Source organism: Kitasatospora sp. NBC_01287, from assembly GCF_026340565.1.
Taxonomy (GTDB): Bacteria; Actinomycetota; Actinomycetes; order Streptomycetales; family Streptomycetaceae; genus Kitasatospora.
In genome coordinates, this window is sequence record NZ_JAPEPB010000001.1 from 477,992 (window position 1) to 500,331 (window position 22,340).

At 74.3% G+C, this 22,340-nt stretch carries 21 protein-coding genes; 10 read left to right on the forward strand and 11 right to left on the reverse strand.

Annotation, left to right across the window (positions count from 1 at the left end; all coding sequences use genetic code 11):
* Positions 1-30 precede the first annotated feature (30 nt).
* The 3 genes from OG455_RS01750 to OG455_RS01760 all read left to right on the forward strand — a co-directional run bounded on the left by OG455_RS01750 (position 31) and on the right by OG455_RS01760 (position 2,312).
* Complete coding sequence (locus tag OG455_RS01750; RefSeq protein WP_266289394.1) at positions 31-222, forward strand: DUF397 domain-containing protein; 192 nt, start codon at positions 31-33, stop codon at positions 220-222.
* 226 nt (positions 223-448) lie between these two features.
* Positions 449-1,276, forward strand: coding sequence for an SAM-dependent methyltransferase (locus OG455_RS01755; RefSeq protein WP_266289396.1), 828 nt, complete (start codon positions 449-451; stop codon positions 1,274-1,276).
* A gap of 37 nt (positions 1,277-1,313) precedes the next feature.
* On the forward strand, positions 1,314-2,312 hold the full coding sequence (locus OG455_RS01760) for a MerR family transcriptional regulator (RefSeq protein WP_266289398.1): 999 nt from the start codon (positions 1,314-1,316) through the stop codon (positions 2,310-2,312).
* A 38-nt stretch (positions 2,313-2,350) separates the two neighbouring features.
* Here the strand turns inward: OG455_RS01760 and OG455_RS01765 are convergent, their stop codons facing one another.
* Positions 2,351-3,235: a helix-turn-helix transcriptional regulator gene (locus OG455_RS01765; protein ID WP_266289400.1), complete on the reverse strand. Its 885-nt coding sequence runs from the start codon at positions 3,233-3,235 to the stop codon at positions 2,351-2,353.
* Between the two features lie 166 nt (positions 3,236-3,401).
* On the opposite strand from OG455_RS01765, the gene OG455_RS01770 reads away from it, so the two are divergent.
* Both OG455_RS01770 and OG455_RS01775 read left to right on the forward strand, forming a co-directional pair.
* Positions 3,402-4,175, forward strand: a complete 774-nt coding sequence (locus OG455_RS01770; protein ID WP_266289402.1) for an SDR family NAD(P)-dependent oxidoreductase — start codon at positions 3,402-3,404, stop codon at positions 4,173-4,175.
* A gap of 146 nt (positions 4,176-4,321) precedes the next feature.
* Positions 4,322-4,798 (forward strand): hypothetical protein, encoded by a 477-nt coding sequence (locus tag OG455_RS01775; RefSeq protein WP_266289404.1) that lies wholly within the window; start codon positions 4,322-4,324, stop codon positions 4,796-4,798.
* On the opposite strand, the gene OG455_RS01780 is transcribed toward OG455_RS01775, so the two are convergent.
* The 4 genes from OG455_RS01780 to OG455_RS01795 form a co-directional block, all read right to left on the reverse strand.
* Positions 4,761-6,353 (reverse strand): SDR family oxidoreductase, encoded by a 1,593-nt coding sequence (locus tag OG455_RS01780; protein WP_266289406.1) that lies wholly within the window; start codon positions 6,351-6,353, stop codon positions 4,761-4,763. The two genes, OG455_RS01775 and OG455_RS01780, sit on opposite strands and share 38 nt — an antisense overlap.
* 52 nt (positions 6,354-6,405) lie before the next feature.
* A complete protein-coding gene (locus OG455_RS01785; protein WP_266289408.1) occupies positions 6,406-7,704 on the reverse strand; it encodes an NAD(P)/FAD-dependent oxidoreductase in 1,299 nt (432 codons plus the stop codon).
* A gap of 23 nt (positions 7,705-7,727) precedes the next feature.
* Positions 7,728-7,946: a hypothetical protein gene (locus tag OG455_RS01790; protein ID WP_266289410.1), complete on the reverse strand. Its 219-nt coding sequence runs from the start codon at positions 7,944-7,946 to the stop codon at positions 7,728-7,730.
* A gap of 206 nt (positions 7,947-8,152) precedes the next feature.
* Positions 8,153-9,025, reverse strand: a complete 873-nt coding sequence (locus OG455_RS01795; protein ID WP_266300624.1) for an EamA family transporter — start codon at positions 9,023-9,025, stop codon at positions 8,153-8,155.
* 102 nt (positions 9,026-9,127) lie between these two features.
* Between OG455_RS01795 and OG455_RS01800 the strand changes: the two genes are divergently transcribed.
* A complete protein-coding gene (locus tag OG455_RS01800; protein WP_266289412.1) occupies positions 9,128-9,982 on the forward strand; it encodes a MurR/RpiR family transcriptional regulator in 855 nt (284 codons plus the stop codon).
* Between the two features lie 354 nt (positions 9,983-10,336).
* Positions 10,337-11,119, forward strand: coding sequence for a hypothetical protein (locus OG455_RS01805; RefSeq protein WP_266289414.1), 783 nt, complete (start codon positions 10,337-10,339; stop codon positions 11,117-11,119).
* Between the two features lie 385 nt (positions 11,120-11,504).
* On the opposite strand, the gene OG455_RS01810 is transcribed toward OG455_RS01805, so the two are convergent.
* The gene (locus OG455_RS01810) at positions 11,505-12,512 is read right to left on the reverse strand and encodes a helix-turn-helix transcriptional regulator (RefSeq protein WP_266289416.1); all 1,008 of its coding nucleotides are present in this window, start codon (positions 12,510-12,512) and stop codon (positions 11,505-11,507) included.
* Positions 12,513-12,689: 177 nt separating this feature from the next.
* On the opposite strand from OG455_RS01810, the gene OG455_RS01815 reads away from it, so the two are divergent.
* Positions 12,690-13,115, forward strand: a complete 426-nt coding sequence (locus OG455_RS01815; RefSeq protein ID WP_266289418.1) for a hypothetical protein — start codon at positions 12,690-12,692, stop codon at positions 13,113-13,115.
* A gap of 499 nt (positions 13,116-13,614) precedes the next feature.
* A complete protein-coding gene (locus tag OG455_RS01820) occupies positions 13,615-14,076 on the forward strand; it encodes a hypothetical protein (protein ID WP_266289420.1) in 462 nt (153 codons plus the stop codon).
* Between the two features lie 209 nt (positions 14,077-14,285).
* Here the strand turns inward: OG455_RS01820 and OG455_RS01825 are convergent, their stop codons facing one another.
* Positions 14,286-15,503 carry an FAD-dependent monooxygenase gene (locus OG455_RS01825; RefSeq protein ID WP_323185381.1) on the reverse strand — a complete coding sequence of 406 codons (1,218 nt, stop codon included), beginning with the start codon at positions 15,501-15,503 and terminating at the stop codon, positions 14,286-14,288.
* A 211-nt stretch (positions 15,504-15,714) separates the two neighbouring features.
* Between OG455_RS01825 and OG455_RS01830 the strand changes: the two genes are divergently transcribed.
* The gene (locus tag OG455_RS01830; protein ID WP_266289421.1) at positions 15,715-16,887 is read left to right on the forward strand and encodes a beta-propeller fold lactonase family protein; all 1,173 of its coding nucleotides are present in this window, start codon (positions 15,715-15,717) and stop codon (positions 16,885-16,887) included.
* Between the two features lie 113 nt (positions 16,888-17,000).
* Here the strand turns inward: OG455_RS01830 and OG455_RS01835 are convergent, their stop codons facing one another.
* From OG455_RS01835 to OG455_RS01850, 4 genes are all read right to left on the reverse strand, one after another.
* Positions 17,001-17,750 (reverse strand): SDR family oxidoreductase, encoded by a 750-nt coding sequence (locus OG455_RS01835; RefSeq protein WP_266289423.1) that lies wholly within the window; start codon positions 17,748-17,750, stop codon positions 17,001-17,003.
* Between the two features lie 67 nt (positions 17,751-17,817).
* Entirely contained in the window at positions 17,818-20,433 is a 2,616-nt protein-coding gene (locus OG455_RS01840; RefSeq protein ID WP_266289425.1) for an amidohydrolase family protein, read from the reverse strand.
* Positions 20,434-20,685: 252 nt separating this feature from the next.
* Positions 20,686-21,453: an Asp/Glu racemase gene (locus OG455_RS01845; protein WP_323185382.1), complete on the reverse strand. Its 768-nt coding sequence runs from the start codon at positions 21,451-21,453 to the stop codon at positions 20,686-20,688.
* Positions 21,450-22,334, reverse strand: a complete 885-nt coding sequence (locus OG455_RS01850) for a fumarylacetoacetate hydrolase family protein (RefSeq protein ID WP_266289427.1) — start codon at positions 22,332-22,334, stop codon at positions 21,450-21,452. The genes OG455_RS01845 and OG455_RS01850 overlap by 4 nt, the downstream gene beginning before the upstream one ends.
* Positions 22,335-22,340 lie beyond the last annotated feature (6 nt).

Genomic DNA, 22,340 nt, shown 5'->3' on the forward strand with positions numbered 1-22,340 from the left:
CCCGCCGCCTCAGGCACGAAGGGAACTCCCATGACCCCCGAGTGGTTCAAGTCCAGCCACAGCAGCAACGGCGGTGCCTGCGTCGAGATCGCCGCCAACCTCCCCGGCATCGTCCCCGTCCGGGACTCCAAGGACCCCCAGGGCCCCGCCCTCACCTTCCCCGCCGAAGGCTTCGCCGCCTTCGTCGCCAGCGTGAAGGCCGGCGGACTCCGCGAGATGTGACGGCCCACCGAAGAGCGCGGCGCCACCCCACGCTGAGCCCCTGCCTGGTCCCACGGGACCGCGCAGGGGCTCAGCACATGCACCACCACGGCGCGCCGGCGGCTCGGCGACCTGGCGCTTCGTCAGGTGGGCATTGAAAAGTCATACCGGGATCGGCGATCATGCTGCGCGACGGACGATCGGCGGCGCACCTCCGCCGCGGCAGCCGTGACCAGGGGAGCGTTCAGTGCCCGAGCAGCAGCAGACCACCGCCGACTGGCAGCCCGCCGTCTTCGAGACCCCGACACCCAACATCGCCCGGGTCTACGACTACCTGCTCGGCGGCAAGGACAACTACGCCCCGGACCGCGCGGTCGCCCAGCGGATCGAGCAGACACTGCCCGAGGTGCACCTCGGGGTGAAGGCGCAGCGGGCGGTGCTGCGGCGGGTAGTGCGGCACCTGGTGGGCGAGGCGGGGCTGCGGCAGCTGCTGGACATCGGCTCCGGGCTGCCGACCGCCGACAACGTGCACCAGATCGCGCAGGCCATCGACCCGGCGACGAAGGTGGTCTACGTCGACAACGACCCGGTGGTGCTGGCCCACGCCCGCGCGCTGCTGGCCGACAACCGCGAGACGGTGGTGGTCGCCGGGGACCTGCGCAACCCCGCCGAGCTGCTGGCCGACGAGCGGCTGCGCGAGCACCTGGACTTCGGGCAGCCGGTCGGGCTGCTGCTCTGCGGCATCCTGCACTACGTGCTGGACGAGGAGGAGCCGGCCCGGGTGGTGCGCGAGCTGGTCGCGGAACTGCCCTCCGGCAGCTACGTCTTCATCCACCACCTGCTGGCCGCCGGTGACGACGCGGAGGCCGCGGCCACCGAGGCGGTGCTGCGCCAGGGGGTGGGCCGCGCCCAGTTCCGCACCATCGGGCAGGTCGCCGAGTTCCTGGAGGGGCTGGAGCTGGTGGACCCCGGGGTGGTCACCGTCTCCGAGTGGCACCCGGAGGAGGACGGCCCGAAGCTCGGCGAGAATCCGGTGCTGCGCCTGGCGGCGGTCGGCGTGGCGCGCAAGCCCTGAGCAAGGCGTGGGCGCCGCGAGGCCGTACCCTCCTGGGATGACCGCAGTCCCCGACCCGCCGTCCGCCTCGTCCGGCGCGGCCCTCTCCACCGGGGGCGTCGCGCGGCAGCTCGGGGTGTCGCCCACCACCGTGCGTTCCTGGGAGCGCCGCTACGGGATCGGCCCGGCCGAGCACGAGGCGGGCCGGCACCGGCGCTGGAGCCCGCGGGACATCGCGGTGCTGGAGGCGATGTGCCGGCTCACCGCGCGCGGCGTGCCGCCCGCCGAGGCCGCCCGGCTGGCCCGCGAGGGCGCCGAGGGCGCAGAGCCCGGCGTCAGCGTCAGTGCCGACGCGGGTGCCGAAGCGGGTGCGGGCCGGGTCAGGGCGGCGGGCAGCCGCCGGGCGCTGCCGCTGGGCACCGTGCGGCCGGAGTGCCGCGGGCTGGCCAGGGCGGCGGTGCGGTTGGACGCCCCGGCGGTGGAGCGGCTGCTCGGCGAGGTGGTCGCGGACCTCGGGGTGACGGTGGCGTGGAACGAGGTGATGACCCCGGCGCTGCGCGCGGTGGGCCGCAAGTGGGCGGCCGAGGGCGAACGCTACGTCGAGGTCGAGCATCTGCTCTCCTGGCACATCTCCGGCGCCTTGCGCCAGGTCACCCGCTGCGCCGAGGCCGGCGGTGGACCGGCGCCCGTACTGCTGGCCGGGATGCCGGACGAGCTGCACGCGCTGGCACTGGAGGCGGTGGCCGCCGGGCTGGCCGAACGCGGCCTGCCTTTCCGGATGTTCGGACCCGCGCTGCCCGCCCCCGCGCTGATCGAGGCGGTGCGCCGCACCGGGCCCGCCGCCGTGCTGCTCTGGTCCCAGCTGCGCCCCACCGCCGACCGGCAGTTGGCCCGGCGCGCCGCCGCCACGGCCTGGGGCGTGCGCGGCGCCCGCTCCCGACCGCTGGTGCTGCTGACCGGGCCGGGGTGGGGCGGCGGGCGGCATCCGGAGGGCACGCTGCGGCCGCGCGGGCTCACCGAGGCGCTGGAGCTGTGCGCGCGGCTCGCGGCCTCCTGAGCTGGGCGGCGCGGGGCGGCCTCACCCCGACGACGGCCTCACCCCGGCGAGGGCGCGCTCCGGTGGTCGGCGGCGGCGAAGGCCCGGCGGGCCGAGCTGCCGGGTGGGGCGAGGAAGGCGAAGAGGTGGCGGCCCTCCTCGGGGAGCGGGAGCACGGTGTACTCCAGGACCCCGGTCTCCAGGGCGGGGTGCCGGCTGTAGAGGCGCCCTGGGCCGGGCGGGCCGGCCCGGTGGCGGTCCCACAGCGCGGCGAAGGCCGGGCTCTCGGCGGACAACCGCCGTACCAGGCCGATGAGTTCGCGGTCAACGGGACGGTCCGCGTGCTGGGCGCGCAGGGACGCCACCAGGTCCGCGCCGATCGAGCCGTCGGCGGCGACGTTGCCCTGGGAGCGGACCCGGTACGGGCAGCAGAACACCTGCCAGAGCAGGTTGCGCTCGTGCGCCGGGCGCCGTTCCGGCGAAGCCATCAGCAGGGCGGCCGGCCGGTTCCACGCGAGCAGTTCGAAGGTCGGGCCGGTGACGAAGGCGGGCGCGGCGTCCAGGGTGTCCAGCAGGGCCGCTGTGCTGGCCGAGACGGTGCCGCCCGAGACGGTGTCCGGGACGGTGGGCGCTCCGGTGGGCGCTCCGGTCGGCGGCGCGAGCGGGCGGCGGCGGTGGCCGGCCAGCCGGTGCAGGTAGGCGCGCTCGGGTTCGGCCAGTCGCAAGGCCGCGGCGATGGCGTCCAGGACGGACCCGGTCGGCACCAGCTGGCGGCCCTGCTCCAGCCTGGCGTAGTAGTCGGTCGAGATCCCGGCGCGAGCCGCCACCTCCTCCCGGCGCAGGCCGGGCGTCCGGCGGTACCCGGCCGTGGGCAGGCCCGCCTCGGCGGGCGACAGGCGGGCACGGCGGGCGCGCAGGAACGCGCCCAGCGGGGTCTCGGGCATGCGGCCCACGGTGCCACAGCCGGGCGCCGCCAACCAGGACCTGGCGGTCCCTGGTTGACCCCGTCCCCGGCTGTCCCGTCCCTGGTTGACCCCGTCCCCGGTTGACCCGTCCCCGGGACGAGCCGGCCGCTGGTGACCGGCCCCGGGCCCGCCGCAGACTCGCCGCATGGGACTCCTCGATGGCAAGGTCACGATCGTCACCGGCGCCGGACGCGGCATGGGCGCGGCCGCCGCCCGGCTGTTCGCCCGCGAAGGCGCGCTGCTGGTGCTCGCCGCCCGCTCCGGCCCGGAGGTCGAGGCGCTCGCCGACGAACTGCGCGCCACCGGTGCCCCGGTGGTCCCCGTCGCCGCCGACCTGGCCACCGCCGCGGGCGCCGAACGGACGGCCGAGGCGGCGCTCACGGCCTTCGGGCGGTTGGACGCCGCCTTCAACAACGCCGGTGACGGTCTGGCGCCGGCCCCGCTCGCCACCCGCACCGAAGAGCAGTGGGACGCGTCGCACGCGCTCAACCTGCGCGGCAACTGGCTCTGCCTGCGTGCCCAGCTGCGGGCCATGCTGGCGGGCGGGCACGGTGGTTCGGTGGTCTTCAACTCCGGTGTGGGCGCCCTGGTGGGCGGCTTCGGCGACAGCCTGCAGCAGGCTGCCAAGCACGGCCTCACCGGCCTGGTGAGAGCGGCCACCGCCGACTACGCCGGGCACGGCATCCGGGTCAACGCCGTCGCCCCGGGCGTGGTGAGCACTCCGGGGTCGGCGGCGTTCTTCGCGTCCGGCCCGCAGGCCGGGGCGCTGGTGGCGCGGTCCACCCCGCTGGGGCGTCCGGGCCTGGACACGGAGGTGGCCGAGGCGGCGGCCTGGCTGCTGAGCGACCGGGCGTCGTACGTGGCCGGGGTGACGCTGCCGGTGGACGGTGGGATCACGGCGACCCGGCGGTTCGACTGATGGCCCCGGGGGCGGGGGTGCGGGGAAGCGGTGCGGGGAAGCGGTGCGGGAGCGCTGCGAGTGGTGGCGGGCTACGGGTCGGCCGACGATAGCGGTAGCTACCGCGCGCCCGCCCCGCGCCCGCCCGCCTGCGAAAGGCCCCCGCCATGCACCGCCCCCTGCTGCGACTCACCGGCGCCGCGACCGCGCTCTACGGCCTCGCGGTGACCCGGCGCCCCGAACTGCTCGCCCGGCCCTCGGGACTGGCCGGCCCCGGCGGTGAGGTGCCGACCGCGCTGGCCACCTGCCTGCGTCCGCTCGCCTTCCGGGATGCCGCGAGCGGTCTGGCGATGCTGCTGGCCCCGGACGACCGCAGCCTGCGGCTCGCCACCCTGGTGCGGATCGCCGCCGACTTCGGCGATGCCGCCCTGCTCGCCCGCGCGCTGCCCGGGCGGCGGCACCGGGCGATGGCACTGGCGGTGTCGATCGGTTGGGGCGGGCTCTCCGTCGTCGGGCTGCTGCGCCCCTCGCCCGGCCGTACCGGGACCGGGCAGCCGGGGCAGCCGGCGGGCGAGGCGGCGGAGGCGGCCGGCCTCGTGGCGCGGGTCAGCGGTCCGCGCGGTCCGCGCGGGCCCGTTCGGTGATCCGGCGGGCCATCCCCTCGAAGACCACGGTGTGGAACGGCGCCACCGCCCACCAGTAGGCGTGGCCGGCCAGGCCGTGCGGATGGAACAGCGCCCGCTGGCGGTAGACCGTGACCGGGCCGGCCGCACTCCGGCCCTCCACACCCGGGCTGTCCGCTCCCGGCCCGTCCGCACCCGGGCCGCGCCCCTCCCCCGTCTCCCCCGTCGCTTCCGAGGCAGGCCGGACCGACAGCTCCAGCCACGCCAGGCCTGGCAGCCGCATCTCGGCGCGCAGGCGCAGCAGGCGGCCCGGCTCGATCTCCTCCACCCGCCAGAAGTCCAGCGCGTCACCGACCCGCAGGTGCACCGGATCCCGCCGCCCCCGGCGCAGCCCGACCCCGCCGACCAGGCGGTCCGCCCAGCCGCGCAGCGACCAGGCGAGGGGGAGGGAGTACCAGCCGTTCTCGCCGCCGATCCCCTCCACCACCCGCCACACGGCCTGCGGGCTCGCGGCCACCGAGCGTTCGCGCAGGTCCTGGTAGAGGCTGCCGCCGGCCCAGTCGGGGTCGGTGGGCAACGGGTCGCTGGGAGCGCCCGGCAGCGAGGCGGAGGACCAGCGGGTGCTGACGTCGGCGTCCTGGATCCGCCGCAGCGCGAGCCGGACCGCCTCGTCGAAGCCGATCAGGCCCTGCGGCGGGTCGGGCAGGTAGCCGGCGAGGTCGTGCTCGGCGCAGACCACCTCGTGGCGCAGCGAGGCGACCAACGGGCGGGCGATGGCGCTGGGCACCGGCGTCACCAGGCCCACCCAGTGGCTGGAGAGCCGGGGCGTGAGCACCGGCACCGGCAGGATCACCCGCTTGCGCAGCCCGGCGACCCGGGCGTAGCGGCGCATCATCTGACGGTAGGTCAGGATCTCCGGGCCGCCGATGTCGAAGCTCCGGTTGACCTCCGGGGGCAGCTCGGCCGCGCCGACCAGGTAGCGCAGCACGTCGCGCACGGCGATCGGCTGGATCCGGGTGTTCACCCAGCTGGGGGTGACCATCACCGGCAGCCGCTCGGTGAGGTAGCGCAGCATCTCGAAGGAGACGGAGCCGGAGCCGAGGATCACGGCCGCGCGCAGCTCGGCGGTCGGCACGCCGCTGGCCCGCAGGATCCGGCCGACCTCCGCGCGCGAGCGCAGGTGCGGGGAGAGCTCGGCGTCGGGCACCCCGGCCGGGATCAGGCCGCCCAGGTAGACGATCCGGCGCACCCCCGCCCGGGCGGCCGCCGCGCCGAAGGCTCGGGCGGCGGCGCGGTCGCGGGCCTCGAAGGTGGGGCCGGTGCCGAGCGAGTGCACCAGGTAGTAGGCGGTGTGCACGTCGTGGAAGGCGCCCAGCAGCGTCTCGGGGCGGGTGACGTCGCCGGTGACGGTCTCGACCCGGGCCCGCCACGGGTGGTCGCGCAGCCGTCCGGGATCGCGGACCAGGCAGCGCACGGTGTGCCCGGCGGCGAGCAGTTCGGGCACCAGGCGGCCGCCCAGGTAGCCGGTGGCCCCGGTGACCAGGCTGCGGGACGCGGTGGTGCTCGACTCCGGCATGGGTGCTCCTTCTCTCGACGCGGTTCCGGCTCACAGCCGTGCTGACGGCGGGTCAGCGGCCGCCGGCCGGCCGGGGCGCGGTCGGCCCGGCCGCCAGGTCCGCCAGGACCTCGCGCGCCGCCCGCGCGCCGGAGGCGAGCGCGCCCTGCACGGAGCCGGTGGCGCGGTGGTCGCCGCAGACGTGGCGACCGGGGGCGAAGCGGGTGCTGCGGCTGAGCGGCTGCGGGGCCGGGCGCGCGGGGAGCGCGGCCGGGATCCGGTGGACGGCCAGCTCCTCCCAGTCTGCGGTGTCCGTCCGGTAGAGCTCGGCCAGGCGCGCCCGCACCCGCGGCTCCTCGGCCCGCAGCCCGAGGACGGAGCTGGCGATCAGGGCGCGCCCGTCACCGGAGAGCGTGGGGGCCACCTCTGTCAGCACCACGGTGTTGAGCAGTTGCCGGCCGGCGTCCACCAGCAGGGTGGGTTCGCGCAGCGGGGAGCGCGGGGCCGCGTGGTAGAAGGTGGAGACCGCGCGCCCGGCCGGCACCCGCAGCCCGGGGAGCAGCCGGGCCGCCTCGGCCGGCTCGGTGGCGACCACCACCGTGGCGGCGGGCAGTTCGGTGCCGTCGGCGAGCAGCACCCCGTCGCCGGTCAGCTGGGCCACGGGGCTCTCCAGGCGCAGCACGCCGGGCGGCAGGCGCTCGGCCAGTTGGGCCGGCACCGCGCCGATGCCGGTGCTCGGCAGGCAGAGCGTGCCGCGCAGCATGCTGCGCCAGACCAGGTGGCAGAACCGGCTGGAGGTCTCCAGCTCGTCCTCCAGGAAGACCCCGGCGAGGAACGGGCGCAGCACCGCGTCCACCGCCGCGCGGGAGAGGCCCGCCCTGGCCAGCGCGACGCCCGTGGGCAGATCGCGGGTGCGGCGCAGCGCGGCGGCGGGCAGCAGCAGGTCACGGGCGCTCAGTGCGGCGAGCACCAGCAGGTCGGGGTAGCGGGCGAGCCGTCCGGCGAGCAGGTCCCCGCTCTGCCAGGGCTGCCGGGTGGGATCGGCCAGCCGCACCCGGGCGGCGGCGCCGTCGCCCCGCGCACCACCCAGCAGGAAGCCGGGGGTGAACGGGCGCAGCCGCAGCGCGCGCAGGTCGAAGCGGCGGCGCACCTGGGGGTAGGCGGTGTTGAAGACCTGGAAGCCCCGGTCCAGCCGGAAACCCTGGACCAGGTCGGTGCGGACCCGGCCGCCGACGGCATCCGCGGCCTCCAGCAGCCGGACCCGCAGGCCGTGCGCCGCCAGGTCCGCGGCACAGGCCAGCCCGGCCAGCCCGGCGCCGACCACGATCGCCTCCGCCGGGCGGCCTCCGTCTCCTCGGGCAGCCGGTGCCACAGCGTCTCCTCGGGCGGCCGGTGTCACAGCGCCAGCATCCGACCGATCATGAACCCGACGCAGGCGATCACCATGACGCCGATCAGCAGCATCGGCACCAGGCCCGACCAGGCGTCGTGCAGTTCGACGGGCTCCGGCACGGAGATCCCGGCGGTGGTGGAACCCTCGCACTCGGGCGTCTCCTCGGGCGCGGGCCCGGGACGCTGTGCCAGGGGTGGAACGACGGTTCCGGTGACAGCCATGACGTCCACCTCCATGATCGGGATGTCGGACTGTGCTCCTCCAGCCTCGCGCGCGGCGGTCGCCGGGCCCAGTCGCACCGTTCGCGCACCGTTCGCGCACGCTCGCCCCGCGACCGGCGGTCGCCGCCGCGCCCGCCGGTCGCCCCCGCGCCTCCCTTGCCCCTCCCCCGCCCCTCGCTTGCCCCTCCCCCGCGCCTCCTTCGCGCTCAGGCGTGGGCCAGCTCCAGCACCGCGATGCCGGCCAGCACGGTGGCGCTCGCGCCGATCCGGCGGCGGCCGAGCGGCTCGTGGAAGACCAGCGCGCCGATCGCCGCGGCGATGACGATGCTCGTCTCGCGCAGCGCCGCGATGGTGGCCAGGTCGCCGCGGGACTGCGCCCACACCACCAGCCCGTAGGCCAGCAGCGAGAGGGTGCCACCGGTCAGCCCGCGCAGCAGGAACGGCCTGGCCTGGGCGACCAGGGCGCGGCCGCGCAGCGCCAGGGCGGCCAGCGGCAGGACCGGGCCCTGGCACAGGTAGAGCCAGGCGAGGTAGCCGGAGACCGTCCCCGCGTGCCGGACCCCGATGCCGTCGACCACGGTGTACGAGGCGATCATCACCCCGGTGCCGACGGCGGCCGCCAGCGACGGCAGCTGCGCGCGGCCCGGCAGCCCGTCGGCCAGCGCCAGGCCGGCCAGGCCCAGGCAGATCACCAGCACCCCCAGCACGCCCCCGCCGGAGAGCGGCCGGCCCAACACGGTGGTCGAGGCCACCGCCACCAGCAGCGGCGAGGTGCCACGGGCGATCGGGTAGAGCTGGCCGAAGTCGCCGAGCCGGTAGGTCTGCAGCAGCAGCGCCTGGTAGGCGGTCTGCAGCGCGGTGGAGGCGGCGATGAACGGCCAGGCGGCCGGCGCCGGCAGGGGCGTGAAGCAGACGGCGACGGCGGCGACCGCGGTGAACGCGACCCCGATCAGCGCGAAGCCGACCAGCTTGTCCTTGATCGTGTGGGCCAGCGCGTTCCAGGTGGCGTGCAGCACGGCGGCGGTCAGCACCGCGATCGGCACGGCGCCCCCGCCCGCCGCCGCCGGCAGGCCGGGCATGGAGAGAGCGGCCGTGGAGAGAGCGGCCATGGACATGAGTGGTCCTTCCCGGACATGGAACCGGCTTCCGCCTGGAACTGATTTCCGCGCTATCGTAGACCCATGGAATCGAGTTCCGCACAGGGTGGCCGCCTCGCCGCCCACGTCCGCGCCCACCTGCCCGAGCTGCGCGAGGCGGAGCAGCGCGTCGCCCGGGTCGTCCTGGAGCAGGGGCCAGGGCTGGCCGACCTGACCATCGGCGACGTGGCCACGCTGGCCGGCACCGCACCCTCCTCGGTGGTGCGCGCCTGCCAGCGGCTGGGCTTCCGCGGCTTCCAGCAGCTGAAGATCGCCGCCGCGCAGCAGGCGCCGCGCCCGACCCCGAGCACCGACGAGGAGCGGGATCCGGCCGCCCGCGCCCTGGCCGAGACACTGCGCGCGGCGCGCGAGGCGCTGGACGGGCTGACCGCCACCCTGGACGCGGCCCAACTGCGCGAGGCGGCCGAGCTGCTCGACTCGGCGAGCCGGGTGCTGGTGGTGGGCGCCGGCCTCTCCGGCGCGGTGGCGCTGGACGCCGCCTACCGCCTGCGCGCGCTCGGCTCCGCCGTCGACGCACCGGCCGATCCGAGCACCGCCCAACTCGCCGCCGGCCTGCTACCGCCCGGCGCCGTCTGCCTGGCCATCAGCCACACCGGCAGCGCCCGCAGCACGGTCGACGCCGCCCGGCTGGCCAGGAAGGCCGGCGCCGGCGTCATCGCGCTGACCAGCACGGCCAGTTCACCCCTGACCGTGCTGAGCAACTGCACCCTGGTGGCCGGCGGCCAGGACCTCATCCTGGGCCTGGAGACGGTGGCCAGCCGGCTCGCCCACCTCGCGGTCCTCGACGCGCTCTCGCTCACCCTGCTCACCCTGCGCGGCGCCGCCGCCGAGCAGGCACTCTTCCTGTCGGCCGGGATCACCGCGGACCACCTGTACTGAGAGCTGACCGTATCTTCCGCCACCGAATCGCCGTCTCATCGAACGCAGCCGAGAAACGTCTCCGATGCCCGAAGATCTACGGATGAATGAGCATTCGCCATCTTCGAACGTGCTGGTCGGAGGGGCTGGCGTGAGGGGTCTCCGGAGTGCTCGTGCTGGCCGCGGATGGGAGTCTGCGGCCTTGATCGCCCGTCAGCGGCTGGTTGCGAGACTGGTCAACCTGGCGGACGGACCCGAAGCCGACAGATCACCCGTGCGGCTCCGCGCTGCACAGTGTGTCGTTGCGTGCCGCGAGTGAAGACGAAAATACGGTGAATAGCTGTTCGGTTGATCACTCTGGTGTGAGGGCGGTCGATGCGCATCAGTGGCTTGAATGGCGCGGCCAGGCAACGCGGTCTCGGCGCGACGGGAACCCTCACCGCCGCCACCGCACTGGCGGTGCTGTTCGGCACCCCCTGGGTGGCGCACGCGCAGCAGGAACTGGAGATCGTGCGGATCAACGTGCCGGCTTCGGCGAAGCCCGGCGACACGGTGTCCTTCAGGATTGGTGTCCAGAACCTGGGCGCCGCCACCGAGATCCGGTATTCGGCGGACCTCGGCAACGTGACGGACAAGGCCGACTTCCAGGGCGTGCAGACCAGTGAGTCGGGAACGGAGAGCTACCAGGCACCCCTGCTCACCTGGGTGGGCCCGATCAACGGCGGGAACCTGGACGGAGTCAACTTCACCGTCGTGGTGAAGCCCGGCGCGACCGGCGTGATGCGGGTGAAGGTCGTCGTCGCGAACTCCAACTGCGCCGAGGGCTCCACGGAGCCGGTGTGCGTGGCAGAGGTGCCGATCATCCCGGACGAGCCGACGCCATCACCGTCCCCGACCACGTCTCCTTCCCCGACGCCATCACCGTCCCCGACCGGATCCGCGTCCCCGACCGCCTCTCCGTCCCCGACCGGGTCTCAGACCGCGACGACGAATCCGACCCCGGTCGTGTCGCCGCGCCCCACGGCGTCGACGGGCTCGAAGGAACTGGCGGCGACCGGCCAGTCCGGCACCGGGATCGCTGTCATCAGCGCCATCGGAATGGTCCTGATCGGGACGGGCGGAACCGCGGTGTGGGCCAGCCGCTGTCGGCGCCGCTGACGGGGAGTGCCACCTCACCGGCCCGGGGCGGCTGCCGCCCCGGGCCGGCGTCGATCGCCGCTGCCCCCTTGACCTCGCCCCCCGTCTTGGAGGCTGGAGTCCACGATGTCCCACAAGTCCTCGTGGACCGGGACCATCTGCGGGGCCCTCAGCGGACCGATGTTGGCGGGCCAGACCCTGCGGTCGAGGCCGTGGGCGTCCTTGACGAGCAGCACCGCCCCATCCCGGCGAGCACCGGCACCTCCCGGAACCGTGGATCCCGGCGCCCACCCGGCGTGCCAGTCGGGCGCTCGGAATTTCTACCGGCAGGAGACCCGGCCCGGACAAGCCGGAGCGGCCCGCCGGTCGAGCTGACGGTCCGTCATGCGAGATCGAGACTGACGCATCAACAGGAGGTCGCGTCGAGCAAGGCGCGAGCTGCGCTCGTGGCGTAGTGACGGACGCGGGGGCCGTCTCGCAGGCTGCTCACCAGGCCGGCCTCACGCAAGACGGTGGCGTGCTCGGAGGCGGAGGCCAGGGAGATGTCGGCACGCTGCGCCAGTTGGGCGGTGGTGAGCCCTGGGGCGGCTGCGATGGTGTGCAGGACCGTGCCCCGGGTGGCGCCCATGAGTCTGCCGACGGCGGCGACGCTGTCACCCTGTCGTCGTGTGGAGCCGGTGGCCAACGGGCTGACGTGGGACGGGTCGTACGCCGGTGGGTAGACCAGCTCCGGTCGATCGTTTTCGGCGTCTCCGACGTACAGGCGTGGCAGCGGTCCGCAGAACACCATGGGTGCCAGGGCCAGGCCGCGGCCTTTGAGCTCGACGTCGAGATCGACCGGCGAGGGCAGGGTCAGTACGGGCGGCTGCCAGCGGATCGCCGGGTGCAGTCCGGCGAGGAGCCCTTCGACGCCGTACCGGGTGAGGATGGTTGTCCTGCGGGCCCACTCGATGTCGATCGATGCCTGCATGCCGACGAGGTACGGGGCGATCGCAACCCGGTGGAAGGTCGCCAGGGCCTCGGCGACGGCGTCCAGCGCAGAAGGTTCGCCGTTGGCGATCCGGCGCGCCCAGGCCGGAGTCGAGCCGTCGACCAGTCGGGCGATGTCCGACGCGAGGCGGTCGACGGGGGTGGCGCGGATGGCCTTCAAGGCGGATCCTCCATCACCGTCCACCCCGGCCGGGGTGAGGAAGTCGGGAATCCAGCCCTGTGCGGGAACCAGGTCCCACAGTGGTTGGACGCCGGCCGGTATGCGTCCGGTCAGGCTCGCGCGCCAGTGCCCGAAACGCCGTGGTTGGTCTCGCCGGCGCAGGACCTGCACGCTCAGCACCGCCTCGCCGATCTGTGGCACCACCTGGTTGATCAGGCCCACGCGCGCCAGGTCTGCGCTGGTGAAGTGAATCCGCAGCATCATGCCCCCCGCATGTCATCGCTGTCAGTCACGCTTCGTGGTACCCGTCTTGAAGGGCTGTGATGCTACCGGGCCGTTTCGGGCTGGGCCGAAGGGTCGTGCGGCCGTGTCTTCCGGCGCCCATGCTTCAGGAACAGGTCGGTGCGTGGAACAAGCGCCGAAGATCAAGGGGGACCAGAGATGAGCTTCTACAGGAACCGACAAACGGCAGTGTTCACGAAGAGAACACTCGCCAAGGCAGTCGTGCCCATCCTCGCCGCAACCGCACTCGGCGGCGTCAGCGCGGCCTCGGCCCATGCCTCCGACCCGGGAGGCGGTGGCTCCTGCGAGAGCATCGACGTCAGCGGATACCCGGGTATCGAGACCTTCACCCTGCATGTCGACTGGAACGGCTGCGGGTACCCGGTGAAGGCCTGGGCCGTCTGCTTCTCCGAATGGATCCCCCCGTATGGCTGGCATGCCACCGGCGACATCACCTACTCCTCCGGCGGCACGTCGGAGGCCGACTGTTCTCCCGGTGAAGTCGCCGCCTACTGGGGCTACTGGATCTTTTCGGGAGGCACGTGGCACCAGTACGACATGGAGCACGGCACCTGGGACTCGTGAGGACGGCACCCAGGGCTGATCCGTAGCCCCGGCGCTCCGACTACCCGTCCGATGCATCCGCACCCCAGTGCGCGTATCCGGAAAGCCCGCGTCTCGCTGTCCGGGCGTATGACGCCCGGACAGCGACCTGATCGATGAACAGAGAGCATCGCGAGAGCACCCGCGCCCGCGGGACTGACCGTGGCAGACCGGGCATCACAGGGGACAGCCGATCTCCGGGAATCTCGAATGGCCCGGCCCAGGGAATCCATGCCAGTGAGAGCAGTGCCGCGCCGCCGGTGAATCGCGATCGCGAGCCCAGTTGCAGCCTCACGTGAGGGAAATACTGGCGACTTTAGGACACGCCAGCGGAAATCCTGATTCGCCACATAGGCGACAGCTCATTCGCTCATTGCATGGATTTCTTCCGACCAGTCGGCCGCGCCAATGTGCCGACTCCAGTCGCGGGCAATTCGGCAATCAGCGCCAACGCATCGACGAAAAAAGGAAGATGCCCAGCATGAAGCTCGCGGTCAAGAAAATCGCCATGGCCGGCGCGGCTGCCATCGCAGCCTTCGCAGGCATGACGGGAACCGCCCACGCGTCAACCTACGGCGTGGAGCTGTACAACAGCTCGACCAGACAGTGTCTGGTCAGCGACAGCTCCGGGAGCGTCGCGTTCAGGGGGTGCAACAACACCAATTCCCTGTGGGACTGGAACATCGTCTCGGACAACGGAAACTTCCAGATCCAGGACTCCGGGACCCACATGTGTCTCACCTACAACAAGTGGTTCGACACACTGAGCACTCAGGGCTGCGACTACACCAACCCGATGGAGTGGTGGACGGTGCATGAGTACGACAACGGCACAAGCTTCGAGTCCACCGGCCAGGAGATGTGTATCGACGCCAGCCAGCCGGCCGAGATTTCCGCGTGCAACGCTGGTACCGGGCAGAAGTGGTGGGAGATGACGCCATAATCCCGCCCGCCCTTCGGTGGCGGCTTTGGGAGCCTCGTTCTTTCCAGGTGTCAACGGTCGTTGAGATGACCAGGGCGGGCGGTCTTCGAGTGTCCAGGCTGGTGGTTACCAGAAGACTGGGTGGAGACGAAGGGCTACGGCACCAGCGGCTCCGCCCCGCGGCGCTCCACTGACGGGGCCCCGCGCGGCTCCGCCGGCCGGCCCGCGCGTCAGCGGGCCAGCCGGTGGCCGCCGAAGCCGTTGCCGCCGCCCGCGTCGAGCCACCACTCCTCCATCGCCCGCTGGTCCATCGCCGCCCACTGGGGCGTCTGCTGGACCTGGGCCCGGCCCAGGCTGCGGCCGAGCTCGACGGTGGCCCGCCCGAGCGGCGCGCGCTCCGCGCTGTAGGCGGCCAGCGCCTCGGGCAGGGTGTCCGCGGCGCGCAGCGCCCGCTCCAGCGCGGCGGCGTCCTGCAGCGCCTTCATCGCGCCGCTGCCGGTGGTCGGCCGGGCGATCGAGGCGGCGTCACCGAGCAGCGCCAGGCGGCCCCGGGTGAAGTGCGGCGTCGCCATGTCGTACATCGGCTGGATGAACCGCTCCTCGACGGGGGTCAGTTCGACGACCTCCTGCCAGTAGGGCGGGAAGTGCCGCTCCACCAGCTCCCGTTGGAGGCGCACCAGGTCGGCGGGCACCGCACGCGGGTGGGTCGAGCTCGGGTCGGCGAAGCGCTGTGCGCCGGCGGCCGGCGGTGTGGTGTAGAAGACCCAGTTGACGGCGGTGCCGGTGCCGCTCCGCGCGGGGATCCGGTACGCGATCATGTGGCCGCCGGGGAAGGCGACCGTCGTGGCGTCCGTCTCGGCGAAGGCCTCCGCCGGGCCCGGCAGTCGCTCCACCGGCAGGGTGCCGCGCCAGGCCAGGAAGCCGCCGTACTCGGCGGCGGCCCCCGGATACATCGCCGCCCGCACCAGCGACCGGTAGCCGTCCGCGCCGACCACGACGTCGAACCGCTCCTCGGTGCCGTCCGCCAGCCGCAGCTGCACCCCGTCCGGCTCGGGCTCGACCCCGGTCACGGCCGCCCCGACCCGGAAGTCGACGCCCTGCGGGATCCGCCCGCGCAGCTCGCGCCAGAGCGAGCCCCAGCTGTAGGAGCGGAACGGGAACGGCAGTGCGCCGATCTCCCGCCCCGCGCGCAGCCCGTCCTCGCGCACCACCCACGGGCGGCGGGTCAGCCGGACCCACGGCATCCCGGCGTCCAGGTACCCCGCCTCGGCCAGTTCGGCGTAGCGGTCGTTGTGCAGTGCCAGCCCGACGCCCAGGTCCCCCAGCCGGTCGGCGGCCCGCTCGAAGACCACCACCTCCCGGGCTCCGGCCCGCGCCACCGCGAGCGCACCGGCGCACCCCGCGATGCTGCCGCCCACCACAGCCACCCGTTCCCCGCGCACGACCACGACCACCCCTCTCAGCCGGACCCTGTCCGTGTCCGGCGCCAGCGCCCTACCCTGGCGCGCCCGGCGGGGAAACGTCCACCACGCACCGCGCCCGCGCGGCCCGCGGCTCCACATATCTGACATTACGTCACTTATGGTGTGAATCGGCACAGCTGACGTGCCGGCCGGCCTGACCGGGCCGGATCGCCAGCCCTGAGGGAGCAACCACACCGTGCATCGGATCACCCGCCTCGCCGCGGCCACCGCGACCGTCCTCGCCGCCGTGGCAGTCTGCGCCCCGTCCACCTCCGCCGCCGCCTCCACCTCCGCCGCCTCGCCGGCGGACGCCGGGCACCCCACCGGAGGCCACCACGCCGTCTTCGTCCAGACCGACAACCCCGCCGGCAACCAGGTCATCGCCTACCACCGCGGTGACGACGGGCTGCTGACCCGGGCCGGCGACTACGACACCGGCGGCCTGGGCGGGGTGCTCGACGGCTCGGTGGTCGACCACCTCGCCTCCCAGGGCTCGCTCACCTACGACGCGCGGCACGGGCTGCTCTACGCCGTCAACGCGGGCAGCGACAGCGTCACCGTCTTCGCGGTCGACGGCGACCGCCTGGAGCGCCGCCAGACGGTCGGCTCGGGCGGCCGCTTCCCGGTCAGCGTGGCCGTGCACGACGACGTCGTGTACGTGCTCAACGCCCTGGACGGCGGCTCGGTCCAGGGCTTCCGGGTGCGCGAGGGCCGCCTGGAGCGGCAGGACGGCTGGAACCGCTGCCTGGGCCTGGACCCGGACGCGGTACCGCAGTTCACCAACACGCCGGGCCAGGTCGGCTTCACCGCCGACGGCTCCCGGCTGGTGGTGACCACCAAGGCCAACGGGAACAGCCTGGCCGTCTTCCGCCTCGATCGCGAGGGCGCCCCGGCCCAGGCACCGGTGGTCACCGTGCTGCCCGGGGCGGTGCCGTTCGCGTTCGTGCCCAACGGGCGTGACGGGCTCTTCGTGACCCAGGCCGGACCCAACGCGCTCTCCACCATCGCGATCCGCCCCGACGGCAGCGCCGAGCAGCAGGCCTTCGCAGCCACCGGCCAGGCCGCCACCTGCTGGGTGGTCGCGGTGGACGGCCTGCTGTACACCTCCAACGCGGGCAGCGCGACGGTCAGCGGGTTCCGGCCCGGCGACGGCGGGCGGCAACTCACCGCGCTGGGCAACACGCCCACCGACCCGGGCACGGTCGACGCGGCCGCCTCGGTCACCGAGGCCGGGCGCTACCTGTACGTGCAGACCGGCGGCAACGGGATCGTCGACGAGTTCGCGGTCGGCCGGGAGGGCTCGCTGACGGCGATCGGCTCGGTGACCGTGCCGGACGCGGTCGGCGGCGAGGGCATCGTCGCGCTCTGAGCGGCGAGCGGGCAGCGGCGAGCGGGCCCCGGCTTTGGCGCCGGGGACCCGCTCGACTCGGACTGCCCGGCTCGGACTGCTCGGCTCGGACTGCTCGGCTCGGACTGCTCGGCTCAGCGGCCGGTGGGCAGGTTGGCGCCGCCGGTGCAGTTGATGACGGTGCCGGTCATGAAGGTGTTGCCGACCAGCATCCGGATCACCTGCGCCACGTCCTCGGCGCGGCCCACCCGGCCCGCCGGGGTGGTCGCGGCCAGGCCCTCGAAGAGCTCGGCACGGTGCGCCGCGGGCACCCGGTCCCACCAGGGGGTGTCGATCACCCCGGGCGACACCGCGTTGATCCGCAGCGGGGCGAGCTCGACGGCGAGCGGCGGGACCATCGCCTGCAGGGCGCCGTTGATCGCGGCCAGGCCCGCCGTGCCGGGGAAGGCGGCGTTGGCCGAGGCCGCCGTGACGAAGGTGACCGAGCCGTCGACGCTCAGCCGGGGCAGCGCCGCCTGCAGCAGGTGCAGGAACGGCCAGAACTTGCCGTCGAAGCCGGCGGCGAGGTCCTTCGGGTCCAGCGCGCTGATCGGCCCGGCACCCGCCGCGCCGCTCAGCGCGAGCACCAGGTGGTCCACCGGGCGCCCGATCCCCTCGAAGAAGGCGGCGATCGCCGCCGGGTCGGCGCCGTCCAGCCGCTGCCCGGTGACGGCGTCACCACCGTCGATCCGCTCCAGGGCGGCCGCCAGGCGCTGCTCGTCCCGCCCGGCGATCAGCACCGAGGCGCCCTCGGCGGCCAGCAGCCGCGCCGTCGCCTCCCCCACCCCGGAGCTGCCGCCCACCACGATGGCGAACTGACCCTCAAGTGCACGCGATTCGGTCATCAGGTTCCTCCCCGAAACAGTGTTTCGTCCATGATCACCTGGACCCGACGGTTCGTCCAACAACGAATCATGGTGACGCGAGCAACCCGTGCGGGTCGTGCACCGCCCGGCCGCCGATCAGGGTGAGGTCGGGGAGCAGGGTGGCCAGCTCCAGGTCGGGGCAGCGCAGCGGATCGGCCGGCCAGAGGGTGAGGTCGGCGAACCGGCCGGGCGCGAGGGTGCCTCGTGTCACGCTCTCGCCGGTCAGCCGAGCGGCGTTGACGGTGTGCAGGGCGAAGGCCTCGGGGCGGGTGATGGCGTGCCCGGGGCCCTGGACGCCGGCCAGGGTCTGCCGGGTGGTCATCCCCCAGACCGAGGTCATCGCACCGAACGGGCCCACCGGGAAGTCGGAGCCCGCGGTGAGCAGCGCACCCTCGTCGAGCCACTCGCGCAGCGGGAAGAGGTCGGCCACCCGCTCGGCGCCCCACTCGCGGATCTGGGCGCCCGCCGCGTCGTGCAGCAGCGGGTGCTGCACGGTGACCGGCAGGCCCAGCTCGATGGCCCGCGTCCGCTGCTCGGGGCGGGCCAGGCCGCCGTGCTCGATCACCAGCGTGCCGGCGGGCAGGTCGGGGTGGCGGCGCAGCACCTCCTCGTAGACGTCGAGCAGCACGCGCAGTCCGCGGTCCCCCCAGGCATGGCTGCCGACCCGCCAGCCGCGGCGCACCACCGCGTCGACCGCCTCGACCAGCGCCTCGGGCTCCCAGTTCAGGCTGCCGCAGTAGCAGTCACGGCCGGCGTAGGGCTGCTCCAGGGCGCCGGCCTCGATGCCGCCGTCGATGCCGAACTTCACGCCCCAGACGCTCAGCTGATCGTCGTCGGCCCCCTGCCACGACTCCATCCCCGCCAGCAGCTCCTGGACCTGGGCCACGCTGTTCAGGCCGATCGCCGAGACCAGGGCGCGCACCCGGACGGCGAGTGCCCCGGCCTCGCGGGCCGCGCGCAGGACCGGCAGATCGGCGAGCGGCACCATGCAGTCGCGCACCGTGCCGATCCCGGTGGCGGCGTAGGCGCGCGAGGCGGCGTGCAGGTCCTCGATCCGGGCGACCAGGTCGGGGCGCGGCAGCAGGGCCTCGGCCCGCGCGGCGGCGGAACCGATCAGCCGACCGGTCAGCGATCCGTCGGCGGCGCGCTCGATCCGGCCGCCGGCCGGGTCCGGGGTGTCGGGGCCGAGGCCGGTCAGCCGCAGCGCGGCCGAGTTCAGCACCACGTTGTAGGCGCCGCGTTTGACCAGGACGGGGTGCTCGGCGGCGGCCGCGTCCAGCTCGGCCATGGTCGGGAGGCGGCGCTCGGCGAGGTTGAACTCCTGCCAGTTGATGGTGGTGCGGATCCACTCCCCGGGCGGGGTGGTGGCGGCGCGCAGGCGGATCAGCTTGAGGAAGCCGGCCAGGTCGCGGGCCCGGTGGACGGGCACGTCATGGACGCTGTCGGCGGCCAGGATCAGGTGGGTGTGGGTGTCGTCGAAGGCGGGCAGCACGGTCGCGGCCGGCTGGTCCAGCACCGCGGTGCCGAGGCCGATCCAGTCGTCCAGTCCCGCCGGGTCGGGTGCCAGGGCCGCGATCCGGCCGCCCTTGACGGCCAGCGCCCGCTGCGGGGCCTGACCGGGGACGAGGGTGTGCACGGCGGCGGCGCGGAGCACCAGGTCGGCGGGGGGCACCAGGTCGGCGTGGGGCATGGCGGGGGGCATGACGGCGGGGACTCCCTGCTCGGTGCGGATCTCGGGCGGATGGGGCTGTTCGGAACAACGGGGCGGGGCGGGGCGGGGCAGGCCGCGCCTGACCCGGCCGGTCCCGGGAGGCTGGTCGACGGCGGCCAGGTTCTCGACGGCCGGACCGGTGGGAGCGCCGGCCACCTGTTCGACGTACCGCAGGCTCGGTACGGCGAGCAACTGGTGGAGTTCGGCGAAGACCCGGCGGGCCACCACCGCGTTCCAGTCGGCGGGCAGCAGCTCGGTGGGCAGCCCCGGGTCCAGGTAGGGCAGCCGGCGCCATTGGGTGAGCATCGGCACGTAGGCCCGGAAGGCCGCCGCCGGGTCGGGATCGGCGCCCAGCCGCTGCGCCAGCGGCCGGTGGATGTCGGCGAATTCGGCGTACTGGTGCTCGATCGCCGGGAAGTCCCACCAGCCGCTCACCGCCTCGCGCAGCTCGGCGAAGGCCGCGTACTCACCGGTGAACAGGTGCACGTAGTCACTCAACCCGAGGCGGCGCAGCATCAGTTCGGCGTCCGGCAGCAGCCGGGCGGGCGCCAGCCAGACCCCCGGGGAGGCGTTGCCGAAGCCCAGCCAGCTGAGCCGGGAGCGCAGTTGGTGGCGGTGGGCGCGCTCCGACTCCGGCACCGAGAAGATCGCGATCACCCAGCCGTCGGCCAGCCTGGCGGGCTCCAGGCTGCCGAAGATCCGCCGGTCGCCCTCGTCGAAGACCGGGCCCACGGCCGGGCTGAGCCGGTAGCCCGTGCCGGTGGCCCGGCGCTCCTGGACCAGGGTGCCGCCCTTCTTCAGCCGGGAGATCGCCGAGCGCACCGCCTGGCTGCCGACGTCCAACTCGGCCAGCAGCGCGATCAGGTCGGAGACCGGGATCCAGCCGCCCAACCGCCGCACGAACGCCCCGTAGACGGTGTTGATCAGGGCACTGGGTCGGGTCTCCGGCATGGTCGCCTCTCCTGGGCCGTGTCTGACAATTCCCGCCGGGCCCGCGACGCCGGGCATCCCGGCTGGACGCACCGCCGAGCCACCCAAGTACGAGGGCGACTCGGCGGCACGCCCAGCCGGGCGCCCAACGCCGCGGGCCTGTCCGACGCGAATTGTCAGACACGGCCTAGGGGGCTCACTGGCCGCGATCATACGCAGAGCAGGGCGGCCCCCCGGGCCTCAGGCGGGCATCGGGTGGGCCTCAGGCGGGCCTCAGCCGGACTCCGCGAAGGCGCCGGAGAGCAGGTGCCCGGCGCCGGGGGCGACGGCGGGCAGGCCCAGGGCGCGCAGCAACTGGTGCGCGGTGCAGATGGAGGCGGAGACCACCGGCTTCCCGAGCAGTTGCTCGGCGTCCGCCACCGCTGCCAGCGAAGGCAGTTGGACGCAGGCGGAGAGCACCACGGCATCGGCGTCCGCGTGCGCGAGGCGGCCCGCGATGGCGGGCAGCGTGGCCGGGTCGTGGGCGGCGACCTCCAGGTTGTCGGGTATCTCCAGCGAGGTGTGGTCGAGCACCTCGATGCCCTCGGCGCCGAGGTAGTCGACCACCAGCCGGGTCAGCGGGCGCAGGTAGGGGGCGACCAGCGCGATCCGCTTCGCCCCCAGCGCCCGCAGCCCGTGCACCAGGGCGCCCGCGCTGGTGACCACCGGCGCGGGCGCGCCGTTCTCCACCGTGCGCCGGTGCAGCCGCTCCTCGGAGACCCGGTGGTAGCCGTGGCCCATGCTCATGATGGCCACCAGGCAGGCGTAGCCGAGCACGTCGACCCGGGCGTCGGAGAGCTCCAGCGCGCAGCGGTCGGAGTCGGCGTCCATCGCCTTGAGCTGCTCCGGGGTGACCCGGGTCATCCGCATCCGGCTGGAGTGGAAGGTGAAGCGCTCGGGCGCGATGCTCTCGCGGGCCCGCAGGATGGCCGGGACCTCGGTCTCCATGGTGACGTTGGAGCTGGGCACGATCTGCCCGATCCGGTAGCCGCGCGCGCTCATCGGGCGTCCACCACCGGGTTGGCCAGGGTGCCGATGTGCTCCACGGTCGCCTCCACCAGGTCTCCGGGCCAGAGGAACTGAGGAGGCGTCAGGCCGGCTCCGACACCGGAGGGCGAGCCGGTGGAGATCACGTCGCCGGGCTCCAGGGTCATCCCGGCCGAGATGTCGGCGATCAGGCGGCGCACCGCGAAGAGCATGTGGCGGGTGTTGGACTTCTGCTTGATCTCCCCGTTGACCCGCAGCGAGAGGTCGAGCCGCTGCGGGTCGGGGATCTCGTCGGCGGTGACCACGGCGGGGCCGAAGGGGGCGTAGGAGTCCTGACCCTTGGAGAAGAACCACTGGCCGGAGCGGCGCTGGTCGCGGGCGCTGATGTCGTTCATGATGCTGTAGCCGAAGACGTGGTCCAGCGCGTCCGCCTCGGCGACCTTGAAGGCGCGGCGGCCGATCACCACGGCCAGTTCGCACTCCCAGTCGAGCTGCTGGGTCAGCTCGCCGTTGTGCAGGATCGCTCCACCCGGGCCGGTGACGGCGGTGGCGGGCTTGCCGAAGAGCACCGGGCGGTCGGGCAGTTCGCGCGCGGTGTCCAGGGCGCGGCTGGACTCCTCGACGTGCTCCACGTAGTTGAGGCCCACCCCGACGATCTTGCCGGGGCGCAGCGGCGCCAGCAGCGTCACGTCGGCCAGCGGGTGGGCGGCGGCCGCCGACTCCAACTCCCGGGCCAGGGCCAGGGCCGGGGCGCCGGCCTGGATCAGCGCGAGCAGGTCGGTGGGCAGTTCGGCACCGGCCGCGGCGGCCGCCGCGGCCAGGTCGACCACCCGGTCGCCGAGCTGGGCGCCGAGGCGGGGGGTCGACTCCCGGTGGGTGTAGGTGATCAGGCGCATGGCGGT

Bases quoted from the DNA above. Each gene is read 5' to 3' on its own strand.
- OG455_RS01810 (WP_266289416.1), bottom strand. From the start codon at position 12,512: ATGATGCTGCGGATTCACTTCACCAGCGCAGACCTGGCGCGCGTGGGC.
- OG455_RS01845 (WP_323185382.1), bottom strand. From the start codon at position 21,453: ATGAGCGCGCGCGGCTACCGGATCGGGCAGATCGTGCCCAGCTCCAAC.
- OG455_RS01820 (WP_266289420.1), top strand. From the start codon at position 13,615: ATGAAGCTCGCGGTCAAGAAAATCGCCATGGCCGGCGCGGCTGCCATC.
- OG455_RS01800 (WP_266289412.1), top strand. From the start codon at position 9,128: ATGGAATCGAGTTCCGCACAGGGTGGCCGCCTCGCCGCCCACGTCCGC.
- OG455_RS01765 (WP_266289400.1), bottom strand. From the start codon at position 3,235: ATGCCCGAGACCCCGCTGGGCGCGTTCCTGCGCGCCCGCCGTGCCCGC.
- OG455_RS01775 (WP_266289404.1), top strand. From the start codon at position 4,322: ATGCACCGCCCCCTGCTGCGACTCACCGGCGCCGCGACCGCGCTCTAC.
- OG455_RS01805 (WP_266289414.1), top strand. From the start codon at position 10,337: ATGCGCATCAGTGGCTTGAATGGCGCGGCCAGGCAACGCGGTCTCGGC.
- OG455_RS01835 (WP_266289423.1), bottom strand. From the start codon at position 17,750: ATGACCGAATCGCGTGCACTTGAGGGTCAGTTCGCCATCGTGGTGGGC.
- OG455_RS01815 (WP_266289418.1), top strand. From the start codon at position 12,690: ATGAGCTTCTACAGGAACCGACAAACGGCAGTGTTCACGAAGAGAACA.
- OG455_RS01780 (WP_266289406.1), bottom strand. From the start codon at position 6,353: ATGCCGGAGTCGAGCACCACCGCGTCCCGCAGCCTGGTCACCGGGGCC.
- OG455_RS01770 (WP_266289402.1), top strand. From the start codon at position 3,402: ATGGGACTCCTCGATGGCAAGGTCACGATCGTCACCGGCGCCGGACGC.
- OG455_RS01790 (WP_266289410.1), bottom strand. From the start codon at position 7,946: ATGGCTGTCACCGGAACCGTCGTTCCACCCCTGGCACAGCGTCCCGGG.
- OG455_RS01795 (WP_266300624.1), bottom strand. From the start codon at position 9,025: ATGCCCGGCCTGCCGGCGGCGGCGGGCGGGGGCGCCGTGCCGATCGCG.
- OG455_RS01840 (WP_266289425.1), bottom strand. From the start codon at position 20,433: ATGCCGGAGACCCGACCCAGTGCCCTGATCAACACCGTCTACGGGGCG.
- OG455_RS01850 (WP_266289427.1), bottom strand. From the start codon at position 22,334: ATGCGCCTGATCACCTACACCCACCGGGAGTCGACCCCCCGCCTCGGC.
- OG455_RS01760 (WP_266289398.1), top strand. From the start codon at position 1,314: ATGACCGCAGTCCCCGACCCGCCGTCCGCCTCGTCCGGCGCGGCCCTC.
- OG455_RS01750 (WP_266289394.1), top strand. From the start codon at position 31: ATGACCCCCGAGTGGTTCAAGTCCAGCCACAGCAGCAACGGCGGTGCC.